Origin of the sequence: Occallatibacter sp., assembly GCF_049802275.1 — a bacterium.
GTDB lineage: Bacteria > Acidobacteriota > Terriglobia > Terriglobales > Acidobacteriaceae > Telmatobacter.
In genome coordinates this window covers 1-17,332 of record NZ_JBARMD010000045.1, presented here as the reverse complement: position 1 = coordinate 17,332, position 17,332 = coordinate 1, and the positions used below count along the sequence as shown (strand labels likewise).

The 17,332-nt window shown below is 58.8% G+C and carries 9 protein-coding genes; 7 read left to right on the top strand and 2 right to left on the bottom strand.

Annotation, left to right across the window (positions count from 1 at the left end):
• Nucleotides 1-75: 75 nt before the first annotated feature.
• Complete coding sequence (locus WA354_RS01490; RefSeq protein ID WP_472811238.1) at nucleotides 76-780, bottom strand: response regulator transcription factor; 705 nt, start codon at nucleotides 778-780, stop codon at nucleotides 76-78.
• A gap of 442 nt (nucleotides 781-1,222) precedes the next feature.
• Here WA354_RS01490 and WA354_RS01485 point away from each other — a divergent pair, with 442 nt between their 5' ends.
• The 7 genes from WA354_RS01485 (at nucleotide 1,223) to WA354_RS01455 (ending at nucleotide 13,540) form a co-directional block, all read left to right on the top strand.
• A complete protein-coding gene (locus WA354_RS01485) occupies nucleotides 1,223-2,875 on the top strand; it encodes an FAD-dependent oxidoreductase (RefSeq protein WP_472811237.1) in 1,653 nt (550 codons plus the stop codon).
• A gap of 20 nt (nucleotides 2,876-2,895) precedes the next feature.
• Nucleotides 2,896-4,392: an ATP-binding protein gene (locus WA354_RS01480; RefSeq protein WP_472811236.1), complete on the top strand. Its 1,497-nt coding sequence runs from the start codon at nucleotides 2,896-2,898 to the stop codon at nucleotides 4,390-4,392.
• Nucleotides 4,393-4,744: 352 nt separating this feature from the next.
• The gene (locus WA354_RS01475; protein ID WP_472811235.1) at nucleotides 4,745-5,635 is read left to right on the top strand and encodes a sensor domain-containing diguanylate cyclase; all 891 of its coding nucleotides are present in this window, start codon (nucleotides 4,745-4,747) and stop codon (nucleotides 5,633-5,635) included.
• Complete coding sequence (motA, locus tag WA354_RS01470; RefSeq protein ID WP_472811234.1) at nucleotides 5,620-6,504, top strand: flagellar motor stator protein MotA; 885 nt, start codon at nucleotides 5,620-5,622, stop codon at nucleotides 6,502-6,504. Before WA354_RS01475 ends, motA begins: the two co-directional genes overlap by 16 nt.
• A 12-nt stretch (nucleotides 6,505-6,516) precedes the next feature.
• Complete coding sequence (locus tag WA354_RS01465; protein WP_472811233.1) at nucleotides 6,517-7,320, top strand: flagellar motor protein MotB; 804 nt, start codon at nucleotides 6,517-6,519, stop codon at nucleotides 7,318-7,320.
• Nucleotides 7,321-7,526: 206 nt separating this feature from the next.
• Nucleotides 7,527-9,107, top strand: a complete 1,581-nt coding sequence (locus WA354_RS01460) for a ribulokinase (protein ID WP_472811232.1) — start codon at nucleotides 7,527-7,529, stop codon at nucleotides 9,105-9,107.
• Between the two features lie 257 nt (nucleotides 9,108-9,364).
• Entirely contained in the window at nucleotides 9,365-13,540 is a 4,176-nt protein-coding gene (locus WA354_RS01455) for a DUF3857 domain-containing protein (RefSeq protein ID WP_472811231.1), read from the top strand.
• Between the two features lie 80 nt (nucleotides 13,541-13,620).
• Here the strand turns inward: WA354_RS01455 and WA354_RS01450 are convergent.
• On the bottom strand, nucleotides 13,621-17,332 hold a 3,712-nt coding region (locus WA354_RS01450; RefSeq protein ID WP_472811230.1), incomplete at its 5' end, for a TonB-dependent receptor.

Sequence of the window (17,332 nt, the reverse complement as noted above, 5' to 3'; positions counted from 1 at the left end):
GGATGACACATTTTTCGGGGCAAACCAAAGGCCGCTGATGGAAATCAGCGGCCTTTGGTTTGTAGATGAATTCGACTAAGACTGAGCGAGGGCCGGTGAACCGGATGCCATCGGTGCGGGGGCCTGCATCTCGGCTTCTAACTTGCTGCCTACTTCTGCTGCAGCCTGTGCGAGGACGCGGTGGTGAATGGTGAAGAGGGCCAGTTCGAGACGATCGCTGACGCCGGTCTTGTCGTAGATCGAGCGCAGGTAGTTTTTGATGACCTGCTCGGTGGTCTTGAGGCGCAGCGCGATTTCGCGATTCTTGCAACCCTGGACGATGAGCGCGACAATGCGCATCTCTTTGGGTGTAAGACGGTCGCGAACGCGAGTGCCCACCATATCCTCTTCGGGTGAGTCGGGGACCTGGAGCTGGGGCGGCGCCCAAGTGTCTCCTGCAGCCACGCGGCGGACGCACTCGACGAGTGCCTGGCCGGTGACATTGCGGAACACAACGCCTCGGAAGCCCTGCTGCAGATAGCTGCTGGCTGCCTCGGTGTTTTCGGCGATAACGATGCCGCGGCTGTTGGAAGCTTCGAGCAGCGTTTTCAGGCGGGCCATGTCGGGCCGCAAGGATGCTGCGAAGACCACGATGGATCCGGGGAAGGTCGTAACGGCATGCATCATCCGGTCCAGGTCGGTGCATTGGGCAATAATTCGCAGGTCTTCATCCATGGCGAGGACCTTTGCGGTCCCTGCCCGGAAGATTGCCTGCGAGTCAGCAAGAATGACCTTGTTCATGTTTTGCGCCTCTACGCCAGTGAAACAAAACTTTGTTGGGCCGAAACCGGCTTCTCTTTCTCTCACGGGCCGGGTGCTGCTACTACATCAGATGGCGTGTATTCTGCCCTTGAGGATCATCGGCAGACGCCTAAAAAGGTCCGGGACTCCCCTGATGCGTGTATCAGAAATCATACACATGCCTTTCGTCACCCCTGTTGCTCAGAGGTACCTGCACCTAGGTAATACCCTTGAACCTAGAGTACAGCCCAAATGATCGAATCGTCACGGAGAATTCGTCGGTGTAGTCCGCTCATCCTGTTTACCGACTTGGCACAAAGCGGCACCACTGTGGTTGTATATAACCCATAATTGGCCGTTAGTAGCGGCCTATTGAGCGGCGGATTTGATTGGGATTGAAGGCTTTGTAGCCGGGCAAAAAACACCGTAGACTGGGAAGGTTATGGCGAGGCCAAATTTACTGGTAGTAGATGACGACGTAAGTGTCCTGGAAGCGGTAGTGCAGGATCTGCGGCGTCAATATGGATCGGAATACCGGGTGATGCGCGCAGCGAGCGGTCAGGCGGCGCTCGACACGCTGAGCCAGCTGAAGACGCGCCAGGAGCCTGTAGCGCTGCTGCTGAGCGACCAGCGCATGCCGGGGATGACAGGTGTCGAATTCCTGGAGCGCGCGCAGGAGTTTTATCCGCACGCCAAACGGGTGCTGCTGACGGCTTACGCAGACACCGAGGCGGCGATTCAGGCGATCAACACGGCGCGGATTCACTATTACCTGAACAAGCCATGGGATCCGCCGGAGGAAAAGCTCTATCCGGTTCTGAATGACCTGCTGGATGACTGGAAGGCGGATTACACGCCACCGTTTGAGGGCCTGCGGGTAATTGGCAACCGCTGGGCGCTGAACGACCACACGGTGCGCAATTTTCTTTCACGCAATCATGTCCCCTATCGCTGGCTCGACGTGGCAACCAACCCGGATGCGCAAAAAGTGATGGAAGAGCGGCATCTGAGGCCGGAGCAGTTGCCGGTGGTGTTGTTTGCGGATGGAAGCGTGCTGGCAGAGGCTGATCTTGATGCGCTGGCTGCGAAGGTGGGGTTGAGCACCCACGCCACGCAGGAGTTTTACGACATGGTGGTGATTGGAGCCGGTCCGGCGGGGCTGGCGGCGGCCGTATATGGAGCCAGCGAGGGGCTCAAGACCCTTGTGGTTGAGCCGGAAGCGCCGGGCGGGCAAGCGGGCTCCAGTTCGAAGATTGAGAACTATCTGGGTTTTCCCGCTGGAATCACGGGCTCGGACCTGGGACGCCGGGCACATACGCAGGCATCACGGTTTGGTGCGGAGTTTGTGACGCAGCGGGCGGTGGGGCTGCGGATCGACGGGCAGTACCGGTTTGTGAAGCTGGGCGACGGGCGTGAGGTGTCATCGCATGTGGTGTTGCTGGCTCCGGGCGTGCAGTATCGAAAGCTTGGGATTCCGGGCGCGGACCGGCTGACGGGGCGCGGTATCTACTATGGCGCAGCGCTGGTGGAAGCCAGTTCGTGCAAGGACGAAGAAGTATTTGTGGTGGGGGGAGCGAATTCGGCTGGGCAGGCGGCACTTTACTTTGCCAAATTTGCCTGCAAAGTGACGGTTCTGGTGCGCGGCAAGGGGCTTGGGGCCACGATGTCGAAATACTTAATCGATGAGATCGAGCGCACATCCAATATTGTGGTGGAAACGGAGACACAAGTAACGGCCGCGGAGGGCGAAGAAAGGCTTGAGGCCTTGCGTTTGCGCGGTCCAAAAGGCGAATATTGCGTAAAAGCCTCGTCGTTATTCGTGTTTATCGGTGCGGAGCCGGGAGTGGAATGGCTCCCGCAGAGTATTTTGCGGGACGAGAAGGGGTTCCTGCTCGCGGGGCCGGATCTACGGCAGGACGGGAAGATGGTGAATGGCTGGCATGAGCCGCGCGAGCCGTTTCTGCTGGAGACGAGTGTACCTGGCGTGTTTGTGGCGGGGGATGTACGGCACGGATCGGTGAAGCGCGTGGCGTCAGCAGTGGGCGAGGGATCGATCGCGGTACAGTTTGCGCATCAGTACCTGGCGGGATTCTAAATGGGGATTAAAACAGCAAGATGAGCGCGGGCACACAATTGATGACCATTGAGGCGGTTCCTCTCAGGGAACTAGCTGGATTGCTGGGCCACACGAGGCCATTTAAGGATGTTCCGCCGGATGCGCTTCAGGCGATCAGCGTTGTGGATCGCGTGAAGGCGAAGGCAGGGGCAACGCTCGCGGAACCGGGACAAGGGTCAATTTACTACTGGCTGGTTCTTGACGGCGAGTGCCGCGCAGACCGCGTCGAGGCCGATGGATCTTTGAGCACTGTAGGAACCGCGCAATCGGGAGAGGCTTTCGGCGAGACTCCGTTTTTGACGGGGAAGATGCATGCCGCTTTTCTGGTAACAGCAGTGCGGGACTCGGACCTGGTGCGATTTACCGCAGATCAGTTCTGGGCATTGATGGCCTGCTGCCCCGAGGCGCGCAAGGTGGTGCTGGCAGATATGTCGATGCGGCTTTCTACATACCAGGCGGAAGCGCTGCATCGGGAAAAGCTGGTGTCGCTGGGAACGCTGGCGGCGGGATTGATGCATGAACTGCACAATCCTGGATCGGCGGCAAAGCGGGCGGCATCGCAACTGCGCGAGAACCTGATGAAGCTGCAGGATCTGAGCCTGCGTTCGTCGGGAAAACTTAAGACGCCGGACCAACTGCAGTGCATGCACAGCCTGCTGCAGCACGCGATGAAGGGCTGCCATGCGTCGGCGTTGAGTTCGCTGGAACAGGCGGATGCCGAAGAGGCACTGGCGGAGTGGCTGCAGGATGCGGGAGTTGAAAACGCATTCACCATTGCGCCGTCGCTGGTGGAGATTGGATTCGAGCAGGAAGAGCTGAAATGCGCGCGGGAGTATTTCGATGCCAGCAGCTTTTCAGACGCGCTGAACTGGCTGCAGGCGCTGGTATCGAGTGTCTCGCTGGTGTGCGCGATCGAGGAGAGCATTTCGCGCGTGTCGGACCTGGCGATGGCGGTGAAGAAGTTTGCGTATGACGATCGCTCGCCCGTGAAAGATCTGGATGTGCACGACAGCCTGCAGAGCACGATTACGATTCTGGGGCACAAGCTGCGCATGAAGCAGATCGGCGTCGACAAAAAGTTTGAAGCTTCGCCTTCGGTGATTCACACCCGCGGTTCCGCGCTCAGCCAGGTGTGGACAAACCTGATTGACAATGCCGCGGATGCGTCGCCGGCGCAAGGACACATTGAGATCGCCACGTGGACCGAGCCCGCCAATGGCAACCCATCGGACCAAGGTTGGCTTGCGGTAAGCGTTACAGATCACGGACCGGGAATTCCCGCGGATGTACTGCCTCGGATTTTCGAGGCATTTTTTACGACCAAGCCGCAGGGTTCTGGAACCGGGCTGGGTCTGGAGATCGTGCATCGGATCGTGACACAGAAGTTTGGCGGCAAGATCGATGTGGAGTCCGAACCCGGCAACACGCGATTTGTGGTGAAGCTGCCGCTGAGCGGCACGAGTACGAACAACGGGGCCGGGACGAAGCCAAAGTAGTTCCCTCCTTTCTAAATCTCTCCAGACTTTCCACGGCGAAAATCGGTTGTTCCCCAAGATTGAGTCCCAGGTCTCAAAAGCGAGACCGGGGGCACCTCTTCCTGCGATTCTTTCGGGGCGTCGTTACCTCACAATTGCGGTAGTTTTTGGAAAGGCCTCAGCAAAAGGGCCTTTTGTGTCTCTTGTGAACACCTCTTCGCCGCCATGAGAGAGGCAACGCTCGACGGCATAAGAAACAACTGCAGATCTTTCGACTCCGCTTCGCTTCGCTCAAGATGACATTGCCGGGATAGCTGGGCGGAGTAATGGTGAAGAGGTTCATGCCGATGAACGGGTTGGAAGGACCCGTGGAATGGCGGAACGCACGGAACTGCTGGAATCTGCGCTGGACGGCATGGCGGAGGGCATTGCACTAGCGGATCGAACTGGGCGCATGGTGCTGTGGAATGGCGCGGCGGAGACGATCACGGGGTTCGCGAGCGCGGAGATCGCGGGTCGTGGCGTGCGTGCGACTCTGGATGCGCTGGTCGAGGGAGGCGCACAGCATTGGATCAGGCAGACAGATGCGGAGAAGTCAGGGCATGGAGTGCTGGTGCGGGTGCGGCACAAGGCGGGGCACGATGTTCCGGTGATGGCGCGGATGATGGTGTTGCGCGATGGACTGGGTGCGCGGATCGGAACGGGTGTGGTGTTTCATCCGGCGGAGAGCATAGACGGGCTTCCGCATGGGTATCTCGGCGAGGACTCGAATATTGGAGAGAGCCAGACAGAGCTCGAAGACAGGCTCGCGACGATGCATGAGGAGTTTCTGCAAAGCGATGTTCCCCTGGGCGTGCTGTGGGTAATGGTGGACCAGGGGCGGCTGTTGCGGCGCACACACGGAGCGAGGGCCTGCGAAGCGATGCTGGAAAAAATGGAGCGAACGTTGGTGAGCGGCTTGAAGCCGGCCGAAGAGATTGGGCGCTGGGGCGACGATGAATTCCTGGTGCTGTCGCACGAACGCAATCCGGCAATGCTGGCGGCGCATGCACAGACGCTGGCCGGATTGGCGCGCACCACGGATTTTCGCTGGTGGGGCGATCGCATTTCACTCAGCGTGAGTATTGGCGCGGCCCAGGCTGAGGGCGGCGAGCCGCTAGCCGATTTGCTGGAGCGCGCGCAGGCCGCGATGTTCGCAAGCGCGCGGGCGGGAGGGAATCACATTACGGCAGCGCAGGGGAGACCAGCATGTTTGCCATCATAGGCATTGTTATCGTGTTTGGCGCGGTGATTGGCGGCTTCCTGATGGAGAAGGGGCACATGGCTGTGCTGGTGCAGCCGGCCGAGTTGCTGATTATTGCCGGCGCCGCGACCGGGACGCTGCTGGTGGCGAATCCGCTGCATATTCTGAAGGGAATTTTCGCGGGGCTGAAAGGCGTTCTGACCGGTTCGAAGCTTGACAAGCAGCGCTATCTGAATCTGCTCAAGATGATGTACATGTTTTTGAACAAGGTACGCAAAGAGGGATTGCTGAGCGTTGAAAACGATGTAGAGAAGCCGAAAGAGAGCCCGGTCTTCAAGGGCTTTCCAGATTTTCTTGCCGACCATCACGCGCTGGCATTTGTGTGTGACACCCTGCGGATGGCGATCACAGGAGGCGTGGATCCTTTCGACATGGACCAGATGATGGAACTGGATATGGAGGTGCATCATCACGAAGCGACACAACCGGTTGCGGCCTTGACGACGATGGCGGACGCGCTGCCGGGACTGGGCATTGTGGCGGCGGTGCTGGGCGTAGTGATTACGATGGGCTCGCTGGGCGGCCCGCCGGAAGAGATCGGCGAAAAAGTGGCGGCCGCCCTGGTGGGTACGTTTCTCGGCATTCTGCTGTGCTACGGCGTGGCGGGCCCGCTGAGCGCGAACATGGCGAAGACGGCGGATGAGCACAATGATTATCTACATGTTCTGCGGGTGCTGCTGCTGGCCTTTCTGAAGGGGTCGGCTCCGATGATTGCGATCGAGTTGGGAAGGCGCGCGATTCCTGCGCGTGTGCGGCCAAGTTTCGACGAAATGGAGAAGTTCTGCAAGGGCCAGGGCGGCGCTGCTGCCGCACCAGCCAAAGCTGCATAGGAAGACACTGACGTGACGGCCAAGACGCAACCCATTATCGTAATCAAGCGCAAAGGCGGACACGGCGGCCATCATGGCGGCGCGTGGAAGGTGGCGTATGCGGATTTTGTGACGGCCATGATGTCGCTGTTCATCGTGCTGTGGCTGATGAACTCGAGCGAGAAGGTGAAGAAGGCGGTGGCGGGATACTTCAACGACCCCAAGGGTACGGGCACCATGATGGGCACAACGATGACCGGCACCGGTGAGACGGTAACGGTGGCCAGTGCGGACGACATGCAAAAGCTGAAGGAGAAACTGGAACAGGAGATCAAGGCGAGGGCGGACCTGCAGAAACTTTCAAAGCAGATTGAGATCACGATCACGCCCGAGGGATTGCGCATCGAGCTGCTCGAAGACAAGAACGGGACCTTCTACCAGAGCGGCAGCGCGCGGCTGAGTGACAGCGGGCAGGAATTGCTGGGACTCCTTGCGGGGGAGCTAAAGACGCTGCCCAATTCCCTGTTGATCGAGGGACACACGGATGCGGCACAGTACTCCGACGACACGAATTACGGCAACTGGGAGTTGTCGGCTGATCGGGCGAACTCTGCGCGCAGGCTGCTGCAGCAGGACGGAGTGCGCGGGAACCAGGTGACGCAGGTACGAGGGTATGCAGATCAGTTGTTGCGTGTGAAAACTAATCCGTATGATCCATCGAATCGGAGGATTTCGATCCTGGTGAAGAATCAGGAAGTGATGCCGTCAGCGCTAAAGGGAGTGTCGCAGGTGAAAGAAACGCCAGTGGCACCCAAGCTCGAGACAGGGAAGAAATGACCCGCGAGAGTGATGGCAAGGCCGCAGTCCACGGACTACGCGCGCACTGGTCTTCAAGCCGGTGCACGGCGTAGGCCTCTGCTGATCCTGATTGCAAGATGAGCTAGTAGCTAGAAGCTAGAAGCTGCCCTTCCGCAAGTTTCCGTTGCATCTCGGCGTGGTGTAGTCTGGTGCACGAATAGGAAACGTTTACGCGGGAGTAGGTCATGGCCGTTGTAGCCGGTGTGGATTTTGGCACGTTGAGCGTGCGCGTGACATTAGTGGACAGTCAGTACGGGCCCATCGGAACTGCGTCAGCTTCTTATCCGCTGCATCGCCGGCGCGAGGATCCGGATTTTGCGACGCAATCGCATGGCGACCAGATGGCGGCGCTCGCGGTGGCTATGAAGGATGCACTGGCCGCAACGGGCATCAGCGGCGGCAGCGTGGAAGCAATTGCGCTGGATACGACGGGATCGAGCGTGATTCCGGTGGGCGAGGGGCTTGAGCCGCTGGATGAGTACTACCTGTGGTGCGATCATCGCGCCCACGCCGAGGCAGAGGAGATCACAACCAAAGCGCACGCCAGGGGACTGGAAGCGATTGAGTGGTGCGGTGGCGTCTACTCGCATGAGTGGGGCTTCGCGAAGCTGCTGCACTGGCTGCGACATAATCCGGGCAAGCGGGACCTCTTCGTCACGGCCCTCGAGCACTGCGACATGGTGGCCGCCACACTGAGTGGCGTGAAGAGCGTTCACCAGTTGAAACGCAGTGTGTGCGCGATGGGCCACAAGTGGATGTGGAATCCGAAGTGGGGCGGATTGCCGCCGGAGGAGTTTCTGGTTTCAGTCGATCCGCTGCTCGCAGGCGTGCGCGCCAAGATGGGTGGCCAATACCTGACGAGCGACAAGGTTGCCGGCCATCTATCGCCGGGGTGGGCGGAGAAGCTTGGGTTACGCGCGGGGATTCCGATTCCGGTGGGCGCCTTCGATGCGCACTGGGATGCACTCGGGTCGCACATCCGCGAAGGCGACGTGGTCAATGTCGTCGGCACATCGACTTGCATCATCGCCATGGCGCGTGACGCCGAACTGGTGCCGGGAGTGTGCGGAGTGGTGCCGGGCAGCGTGCATCCGGGCTACACGGGGATTGAAGCGGGACTTTCGGCAACGGGCGACATCTTTGAGGCGATTGCACATCGGGCAGGAACGCGAGTGTATGAGCTTTCGAAGGGGTTGGAGTCGTTCAGGGCCGGGCAGACGGGCCTTTTACGACTGAGCTGGGATAATGGCGATCGCACCGTGCTGGTGAATCCTGAACTTGGCGGAGTGACGCTGGGCTGGAACCTTGTGCACACCGCGCAGGACGAACTATTCGCGGCGATTGAGGGAACGGCATTTCATACGCGCATCATTCTGGAACGCATGGCAGAGCACGGCGTGCGCGTGGATCGTGTGATTAATGCGGGCGGCATTCCGCAGAAGAATGAAGTGCTGAACCAGGTGTATGCCAATGTGCTGAACAAGCCGGTGCTGGTGCCGGCGGGAGTTCCGACGAGCCTGGGGTCGGGGATCATGGCGCTGATGGCGGCCGGGATTTACAAGACGATTGAAGAAGCGCAGAAAGCCGTGTGCCTGCCGTTGCGCACGGTCGAGCCGGATCGACGGTCTGTTGATGTATATGAGCGCTTGTACACGCTCTACAAGGATGTTTATTTTGCGCTGGGGCAGCGGCATGCACCGGCCCTTCCTTTGGGGCGCGTGCTGCCGGAGTTGCGCGAAATCGCGGCGGAAGCACGGCTGGGCTAGGTTTCGATTGATTTGTGTTTCGGATGACACCGGTTTTCCTCAGGGCTAAAAAGCCCAATCGCCTCTTCATTGCCCTTACGGCATGACTGAAGTCATGCCCGGTTACAAGACCCGAGGTCCGATTAACAACCCTGCCAGCGGTGCAGTGGCGAATTGCACTCGTGGTGACTGCGGGTCTGAAGGGGTTGGGCGCCGGTCTTGCGCTCGCCGTATGGCGGGTTTAACGTGAAAACAATCCCTGTTCAATGAGGAGCGCTGTGCCCTTTCTCGCCTTGCGCCGTTTTCTTCCTTGTTTTCTCGCTCTTTTCTTGCCTTGTGTTGTGGTCTTCGAGTGCCGCGGCCAGGAAAGCACTCAACCGTGGAATGCAAAGCATTTTTCCGTTCCTGCGAAGGACTTATATCAAGCCGCATCGGCGGGGTCCACAGCCGATGGAGCGAACATCGCGATATTCGATTTCGACGAGAGCTTCACTTTCGACGAAGCCGGCAGGCTCACGCACGTGGGTCACTACATCTACAAAGTGCTGACCGCTAAAGGTGCGGAGGGCTGGGATACTTTATCGGTTAGCTGGGACCCCTGGCACGAAATGCGGCCGGTGATTCGTGCGCGCGTGATCGCATCCGACTATTCAGAACATGATCTCGATCCGAGCGCCATTACTGAGGAACCGGCACGCGGCGGCGACTACAAGACATACAGCGATGGCAAGCGGCTGAGCGCTCCCTTGCCTGCGATTGCGCAGGGCGTGGTGGTGGAGGAGGAGTTCCTCGAGCGGGAGACTGAGCCGTTCTTTGCGCCCGGACGCGTGGGCCGCGCCTTCTTCGGACATGAGCAGGTACCGGTGGCGCACAGCAGCGCAGTCTTCGAGGCGCCCTCGTCATTGCCGCTGCGCATCGAAACCTGCTTGTTGCCGGCGGTGACTCCCAAGCGCGTTGAGGCCAATGGACAGGTGACGATTACCTACGAGATTGGACCGCTGGAGGGCGTCGAAGCGCACGAATCGAATCTGCCTTCGGATGCGTATCTCTTTCCCGAGATCGACTATTCGACGGGCGCATCGTGGCAGGCGATGGCAACCGAGTATTCGAAGATTGTGGACAGCAAGGCAAAACCAGATTCGGTGCAATCCATTGTCGATGGGCTGGTAGCCGGAAAATCTGCGCGGGCCGAGAAGGAAGCTGCAATTCTCGATTACGTCGATCGCGAGGTGCGTTACACCGGAATCGAATTTGGTGAGGCGGCGATTGTGCCGCATGATCCAGCCGAAACCCTCGCGCTCAAATATGGAGACTGCAAAGACAAGGCCACGCTGCTGGTGGCGATGTTGCGGGCCGCGGGAATTCCTTCGTATGTGGCGATGTTGAATGCGGGCTCGCGGCTGGATGTTCCGGCGGAGTTGCCGGGCATGGGATTGTTCGATCACGCAATTGTTTATGTGCCGGGAATACCGGGACTTCACCCTGGCGACGCGGATCTGTGGATTGACGCGACGGATCAATATGCGCGGCTGGGACAGTTGCCGATCAACGATCAGGGAAGACATGCTCTGATTGCCCGGCCTGAAAGCACTGCGCTGACCATGACACCCGAGTCGACCTCGCGGGAGAATGTGCTGCTGGAACTGCGGGAAATTCGACTCAGCGACAACGGGCCCGCGAGTGTCGTGGAGAAGACTCAGCCCACAGGGGTATTCGAGTCGCATTACCGCGCGTTCTACGCGGATAAGCCGGACAAGGATACGCGCGACGGGCTGACAGCCTACGTCAAGGCGCAGTATATCGCCGACAAACTCACCAGCGTGGAGCGAAGCGATCCCGGAGATTTATCGACACAATTTGAACTGACTCTGCAATGTGACAAGGCGCATCGCGGATATACCGATCTGGACAGTGCGGTTGTGGCAATTCGGCCCGATGCACTATTTCAGCAGTTGCCTGAAGATTTGAAGCGCAAAGAAGACACGGATAAAAAGAAGGAGGATCAGGATAAGCCGAAGAAGCCGCGCACCGCGGATTGGGAATTGGATGAGCCCTTCACCGCGGAGTGGAGGTACAAGATTGTTCCACCGACGGGATTTGTGGCGAAGGAGTTGCCGAAAGACGAAAAGATTGTGATGGGCCCGGCGGTGCTTACAGAGACGTTCTCAAAGGGCAACGATGGCGTGGTGGAAGCAAACCTGGCCTTCGATTCGGGAAAGCGGCGCTACACGGTGGTCGAGGCAACAGAGGTCCGCAACAAGGTTGTAGAGGTGGCGGCAGGTCCGGCGATCTTTGTGAGTTTTGAACCGGAGGGCGAGGCGCTTCTGCGCGAGGGCAAGGTAAAGGAAGCGCTGGCCAGCTATCGCGATCTGATTGCCGCCAATCCGAATGTCCCGCTGCACCATTTGCAGGTGGCGCGGGTCATGATGCAGGCGGGCATGGGCGAGGCGGCGCGCGCTGAGGCACGGCAAGCCGTAAAGCTCGATCCGAATTCGGCGCTGGCGGAGCGTACGCTCGCAGACATTCTGAAGCATGACCTGGTGGGCCGCGATCTGCGGCCGGGGACTGACTGGGCGGGCGCGGCAGAGGCTTACCGCGCGGCCGCAAAGCTTGATCCAGACGAACATACAGCGCAGGCGAACCTGGCGATATTGCTGGAGTATGACGCAGCGGGTCGTCGCTACGGCGGACAGGCGAACCTGAAGCAGGCCGTGGTGGAATACGAGAAGCTCGGGCAGGACAAACTGGCTGAGTTGCAGATTCCGAACAATCTCGCCTATGCACAGTTCTATAGCGGAGACGCGGAAGGCGCGATCAAGTCGGCGCAAGCGCTGAACCCGCAGCCCGTGCCATTGATTGCGGCCAGCCGCGCAATCCTGCAGGGGAGCAAGGAAGGGTTGTCGGAGATCAACAAGCTTACGAACTCTGACCCGGCATTCAAAGACGCGGCACGTACGGCGGGCGAAATGCTGATGAACACCCGGCATTACGCATTGGCGGCGGATTTTCTGCAGGCAGGAGCGGGCGGCGATAACGCGGCGCAGACCATCGCGATGGCGGGAATGTTGCGCGATGCGAAACGTCACGAGGACTTGCAATTCGCCAATACTCCAACAGACCTGGTGAAGCACGTCTTCGTCCTGACGATGAATCCGGATCTGACAGAGGCGCAGCTTATGGCGCTTGCAAGTCGCAACGCCATTGTCACGATGAAGGCGACCGATCCCGATGAGATGAAGAAGTCTCTCGATGGAGCGAAAAAGCTGAACAGCCAGCTGGCTCGCAACGGCAATTCCCTCGATGTCACGCTTGACCTCATGCTGCAGGCGTTCGATCCCAAAGGAGACGGTGACGACGCAACGGGATATCGCGAGAAGGTTCAGATTCCCGGAGGCCCGAACCTTACGTTCTTTGTGGTGAAGGAAAACGGGCAATACAAGTTGCTGGAGGATACGGTAAGCAAGCCAAACTCAATTGCCCTGGAGATGCTTGACCGGATCAAGGCCGGCGACCTGAACGGCGCAAAGGTGCTGCTGGACTGGATTCGCGAGGATCAGCACCTCGGCGGCGGGGACGACACGCTGGCTGGCCCGGTGTTTCCGCGCTTCTGGATCAAGGGCGAAGCGGCTGACGCGCAGAAGATGACTCTGGCCGCAGCATCGCTGATGGTTGGCACCAAGCCAACAGCCGCGCAGGGAATAACGATTCTGGAGGGTGCGCGCAAGGGTGCGACCACGAGTCGCGAGAAGATGAGCATCGAGATCGCGCTCGCCGAAGGATACGGAGAGCTCGAGGACTTCGCGAAGCTGCTTGAGGTTGCATCGGACCTGCTGAAGGAAGTACCGGAGTCGCGTACCGCGTTCATGGCAAATGTGGAGGCGCTGATCGGGCTAAAACGATACGACGATGCGCTGGCATTGGCGGATGCGCGCCTGAAGCTGCTGGATGGCGATGCCGATGCGCTACAGGCGAAGGTGCAGATTGAGGCGAGCCGCGCAAATTATGTTGCGGCACGAGGATGGATCCAGAAGCTGATCGATCAGGGCAAGGAGAATGCGAGCCTGCTGAATTCGATGGCATGGTTTGCGCTCTACACCGGCAAGACGGACCAGGCCGACGTGGCGACAGCGATTAAAGCGACGCAGATGGATCGAGACAACCCCGCCATTCTGCACACGCTGGCTTGCGTGTATGCCGAGACGGGCAAAACGAAAGAGGCGCATGATCTGCTGTTGCGCGCGATGGACGAATTGAACCTGGACGCACCGGACGATGATTACTGGTACGCATTCGGACGCATTGCCGAGCAGTATGGCGAGCGCGACGTCGCGATTTCAGATTATCGCAAGCTGGAGAAACCGAAGGAAGCGATGATGATTTCGACCTCCAGCTATCAGTTGGCGCAGAACCGGACCAAAGCAATCGAAACCGATGCAACCACGACGGGCAAATAGGATTGGGTTGTCGGCGTATCAATGCACAAGAAAACGCCGGAAGAGCCAAGGCCCTTCCGGCGTTTGGTTGTTGTCGAATGTTAGAAGTCGAACCGCAGGCCGAACTGCATACGGCGGGGCACGGTAAGAGTCCTGGTTGCAACGCCCAGCTGGCCGCCGGTCAGTCCGGTATTGATATAAGCGGCGTCAAAGCGGACGCTGTTCGTGACGTTGTAGACCTCCCACGCAAACTTGAGGCTTCCGTACTCCCTGATCTTCCAGGTCTTGGAGAGGCCTGAATCGATATTGAAGTATCCGTCGCCGCGGAAGGTATTCCGGTCGCCGGCTTCCCCTGGATAGGGCAGTCGCATATTCCCGCCATTGCATCCGCCGCAGTAGACGTTGGCGTTGATGGCGTCCGGATTATCAAAGTACTGTGGGTTGCCGTCCTTATCGTAACGCTTCTTCGTCTTGATGGGACCGGTCTGCACGCCGTAGCTCTCGATCTCCCAGTTAGTGGTCCAACCTGGCTCGTAGAAGGAGAATGGGAATCCACTGGTCCAGCGGTTAAGACCGGACCATTGCCATCCGCCGACAAATGCATCGGTCAAAGCGTTGCTGCTGCCGAGGAGGGCCTTTCCGCGACCGAACGGAAGCTGATACAGCCAGTCGACGGTGATCAGGCTCCGCGTGTCGAAATCCGACGCGCCACGGTTGAGGTAAGGCTTCCAGGTGTTGAGGATGTAGGAGAAGGCGCCACCGTTGCGCAGAGTAGAGCGCTCGGCGTCGGAGCCCATGTCGATCGAGTGCGACCAGGTGTATGCAAAGTTCACCTGCAGGCCATGGCTCATGGGATGCCGCAGCGTGAGTTGGCCGGCGTTGTAGTAGCTGGAGCCTACGCTGGCGAGAACATAAAGCGTCGAGAACTGATCCTGCCAGAAGTGTGGTTTCCAGTCAGGCGGATTGGGATACCAGCCATTTCCCGGAAGTGGTGAGTAGAAGTCCACATCGGAAAGGGATGTGGTTGCGCCGTAGTTGTAGCGGTACGGAGCCCATTCCCAGCTGTACAGGGCCTGCGTTGCGCTCTCGCCGTCGTAGTCATAGTTGGCGAGGAAGGGGAAAACGTTCTCGAAGTACGGGATGGCGGGAACAGAAGCATTCGCATCGCCGCCATTCTGATCCACCAGCTTGGAGAGTTGTGTTCCCGCGGCATAGTAATCGCCCCCGCCCTGCGGATCGACATAGTCGACCGGCTCGGCGAGGTCGAGGTTTTGCAGAAGTCGCTTGCCCATGCGGCCGACATACGCCATTTCAAGAGTGAAGCCGCCCGGAAGCTCCTGCTGCAAGGACAAGTCAAAGGCCTCCGTGTAAGGAGTCTTGATTCGGCTATCGAGCCCCGACTGGATACTGAATGAATTGTTCGGATACAGGTACGGAAAGGTGGTCGTGCTATCAGGAGTTGGCTGATTTGGAACGGTCGGCAAGGTGTTGCGTCCCACGAAGCGAGGTGCACCGGGGTGGCCGCAGCCTGTGGCGCACTCGCCTTCGATCTGGTAGATGCCTGCCGATGGGTTGGTCAGGGCCGAACTCAGGCCAAAGGAGCCGTGCGAACTCACGTCATCAGCCAGGGCCTGACCGAAGTGATCGTAGTACATGCCGAAGCCTGCGCGAATTGAAGTCTTCGGGTTGGGTGCGAAGGCGATAGCGAGACGCGGAGCGAAATTATTCCCATTCACCGGGTAATAACCCGGTTTGTTGTAATAGGGGCCGCTGGGAGCAAAGGTCAGATCCTGTTCATAGATCTGGCCGGCCTGCGCCGCCTTCTCGCGGTTCAGATACCAGGCATGAGTGTCGATCGTGGGGGCAATCTGTTGTCCCTTGGTCTCCCACGGCGTCTGCAGATAGGAGTAGCGGACTCCGGCGGTGATCGTCAGGTTGGGTAGCACACGCCACGCGTCCTGGACATAGCCTTCATATTCATTGGCTTTGAAGTGGCGATCGATTGAAGTGCCATCCGCCAGCAGGGTGCCGGATGTGGCGCTGCTGATCTGGTAGTTGACAACATCAGTACGCGACGGTGTTGTGCCTACCATGTTGGCAAAAGCGATGTCGTAAGAGTTGAGAAATCCGCCGTCGGCTGCATCAGCGCCGGGCGCATCGCCGTTAAGCCAATAGGGGTTGGTGCTTGCACTGCTGAATGAGTTTGCATTCGTAGAACTGTTCTGATGGATGAGCCGGTAGTTGAAGCCAAACTGCAGGGAGTGCCTGCCTTTGATCCAGCTCAGGTTATCGATAAGGTTGTTAACCGGAACACTATTGATCGAGGACCGGCTCTGCGAGGTCGGATTGTCAAGGAAGCGGAACGAAGTGTAGTCGCCCTTGCCGACGCCTGCTGAGCTGTAACCCTGCCGAATGTATCCGTAGCGGATATCGTTGATCAGGTTCGAGCTGATGGTCCAGGAATCGCCGCCGATGATGCCCTTGTTATTGGAGGAGTCGAGGGTGGATGGGCCTTGTCCTGGTAATTGCTCCACAGCGCCGCTGTCGTCTTTCTGCAGCTGGCCACGAACAAAAATGTGATGTTTGGCGGAAGGAATAAAGTCCAGTTTGGCAATGTAGGTATTGGTGTCGAATGGGTTAGGAGAGGAGAACGAGTAGGAACCTTCGTTCAGCCCGTCACCAGCAACCGTGCCATTGGCGGCCGGGTACATATTGAAGAGGGCGAGGGCATTTGGATTTGGCCCCGGAGGATTGGAATAAGGCGCGATGTTGCAGACTTGGCAGCCTGAATCGAGTGCCGCGATGTCGCTCGAAGAGAGAGTGGTGTTGCCGCCATCAGCACTGGGGAAACTGATCTGGCCGTTCTGGTAGCCGGCTGTGGGCACGGTGCGGGTAACAGAGGCGGATTCGCGCCGCCGCAGCGCTTCCCAGTTGCCGAAGAAGAAGAGCTTGTCTTTGAGAATGGGACCGCCGAAATCGGCTCCATAGATGTTGCGGATGAGCTTGCCGGGGACGTTCGCTTCGCCATTATTCAGCTGGCCCTGCTTCACAAACCAGTCGTTCGCAACGCCGAGCCCGTTGCGGTTATACCAATACCCTGCGCCATGAAATTTGTTGCCGCCGGATTTAGTAATCATGCTGACTTGGGCGCCGGAGGAACGGCCGGAATCGGCGTTGGAGTTCGCGGTGACGACCCGGAATTCCTCAATGGAGTCCTGTGTCTGACGGAGGACGCCTGTAAAGGCGTAGCCATTCACCTGGTCATTGTCGTCGATGCCATCGATGGTGATGTTGCCCTGGTCAGAGCGACCGCCGTTCACGGCGCCACTCCGCGGGTCGTTTTGATCTACCGGGTTCGTAGGAAGAAAGATCACGCCGGGCTGGAGGGAGAGCAGATCCGGAATATTGCGCTCTTCCGAAGGCAGTGCCTGAATTGTCGCGTTGTCGGTGGAGTTGCCGAGCGAAGCGTCAGTGATATTGAGGGTCTGAGCAAGCGCAGAAACATCGACGGTGACCGAACTGGCCTCTACCGAAAGTGCGAAATCAATTGTCGCGGGCTGGTTCACGAGTAGCTCGGCAGTTTTGACCTGATCTCCAAACCCGCTCGCCGACACCGAAATGACGTATTTTGCCGGAGCGATCTGGGTGAACAGATAGGAACCGGCACTGTCAGTAGTTCGTGAAATTGTAGAACCACTCGCGTTGTCAGTAATCGTGACTTTGGCGCCAGGTACCAGGGCGCCGGAGGGGTCCTTGATTGTGCCGCGGAGCGACGTGGTTGCGGACTGGCTAAAGAGGGGTGAGGCGGTGGAA

Bases quoted from the DNA above. Each gene is read 5' to 3' on its own strand.
- WA354_RS01490 (WP_472811238.1), bottom strand. From the start codon at position 780: ATGAACAAGGTCATTCTTGCTGACTCGCAGGCAATCTTCCGGGCAGGG.
- WA354_RS01480 (WP_472811236.1), top strand. From the start codon at position 2,896: ATGAGCGCGGGCACACAATTGATGACCATTGAGGCGGTTCCTCTCAGG.
- WA354_RS01475 (WP_472811235.1), top strand. From the start codon at position 4,745: ATGGCGGAACGCACGGAACTGCTGGAATCTGCGCTGGACGGCATGGCG.
- WA354_RS01485 (WP_472811237.1), top strand. From the start codon at position 1,223: ATGGCGAGGCCAAATTTACTGGTAGTAGATGACGACGTAAGTGTCCTG.
- WA354_RS01460 (WP_472811232.1), top strand. From the start codon at position 7,527: ATGGCCGTTGTAGCCGGTGTGGATTTTGGCACGTTGAGCGTGCGCGTG.
- motA (WP_472811234.1), top strand. From the start codon at position 5,620: ATGTTTGCCATCATAGGCATTGTTATCGTGTTTGGCGCGGTGATTGGC.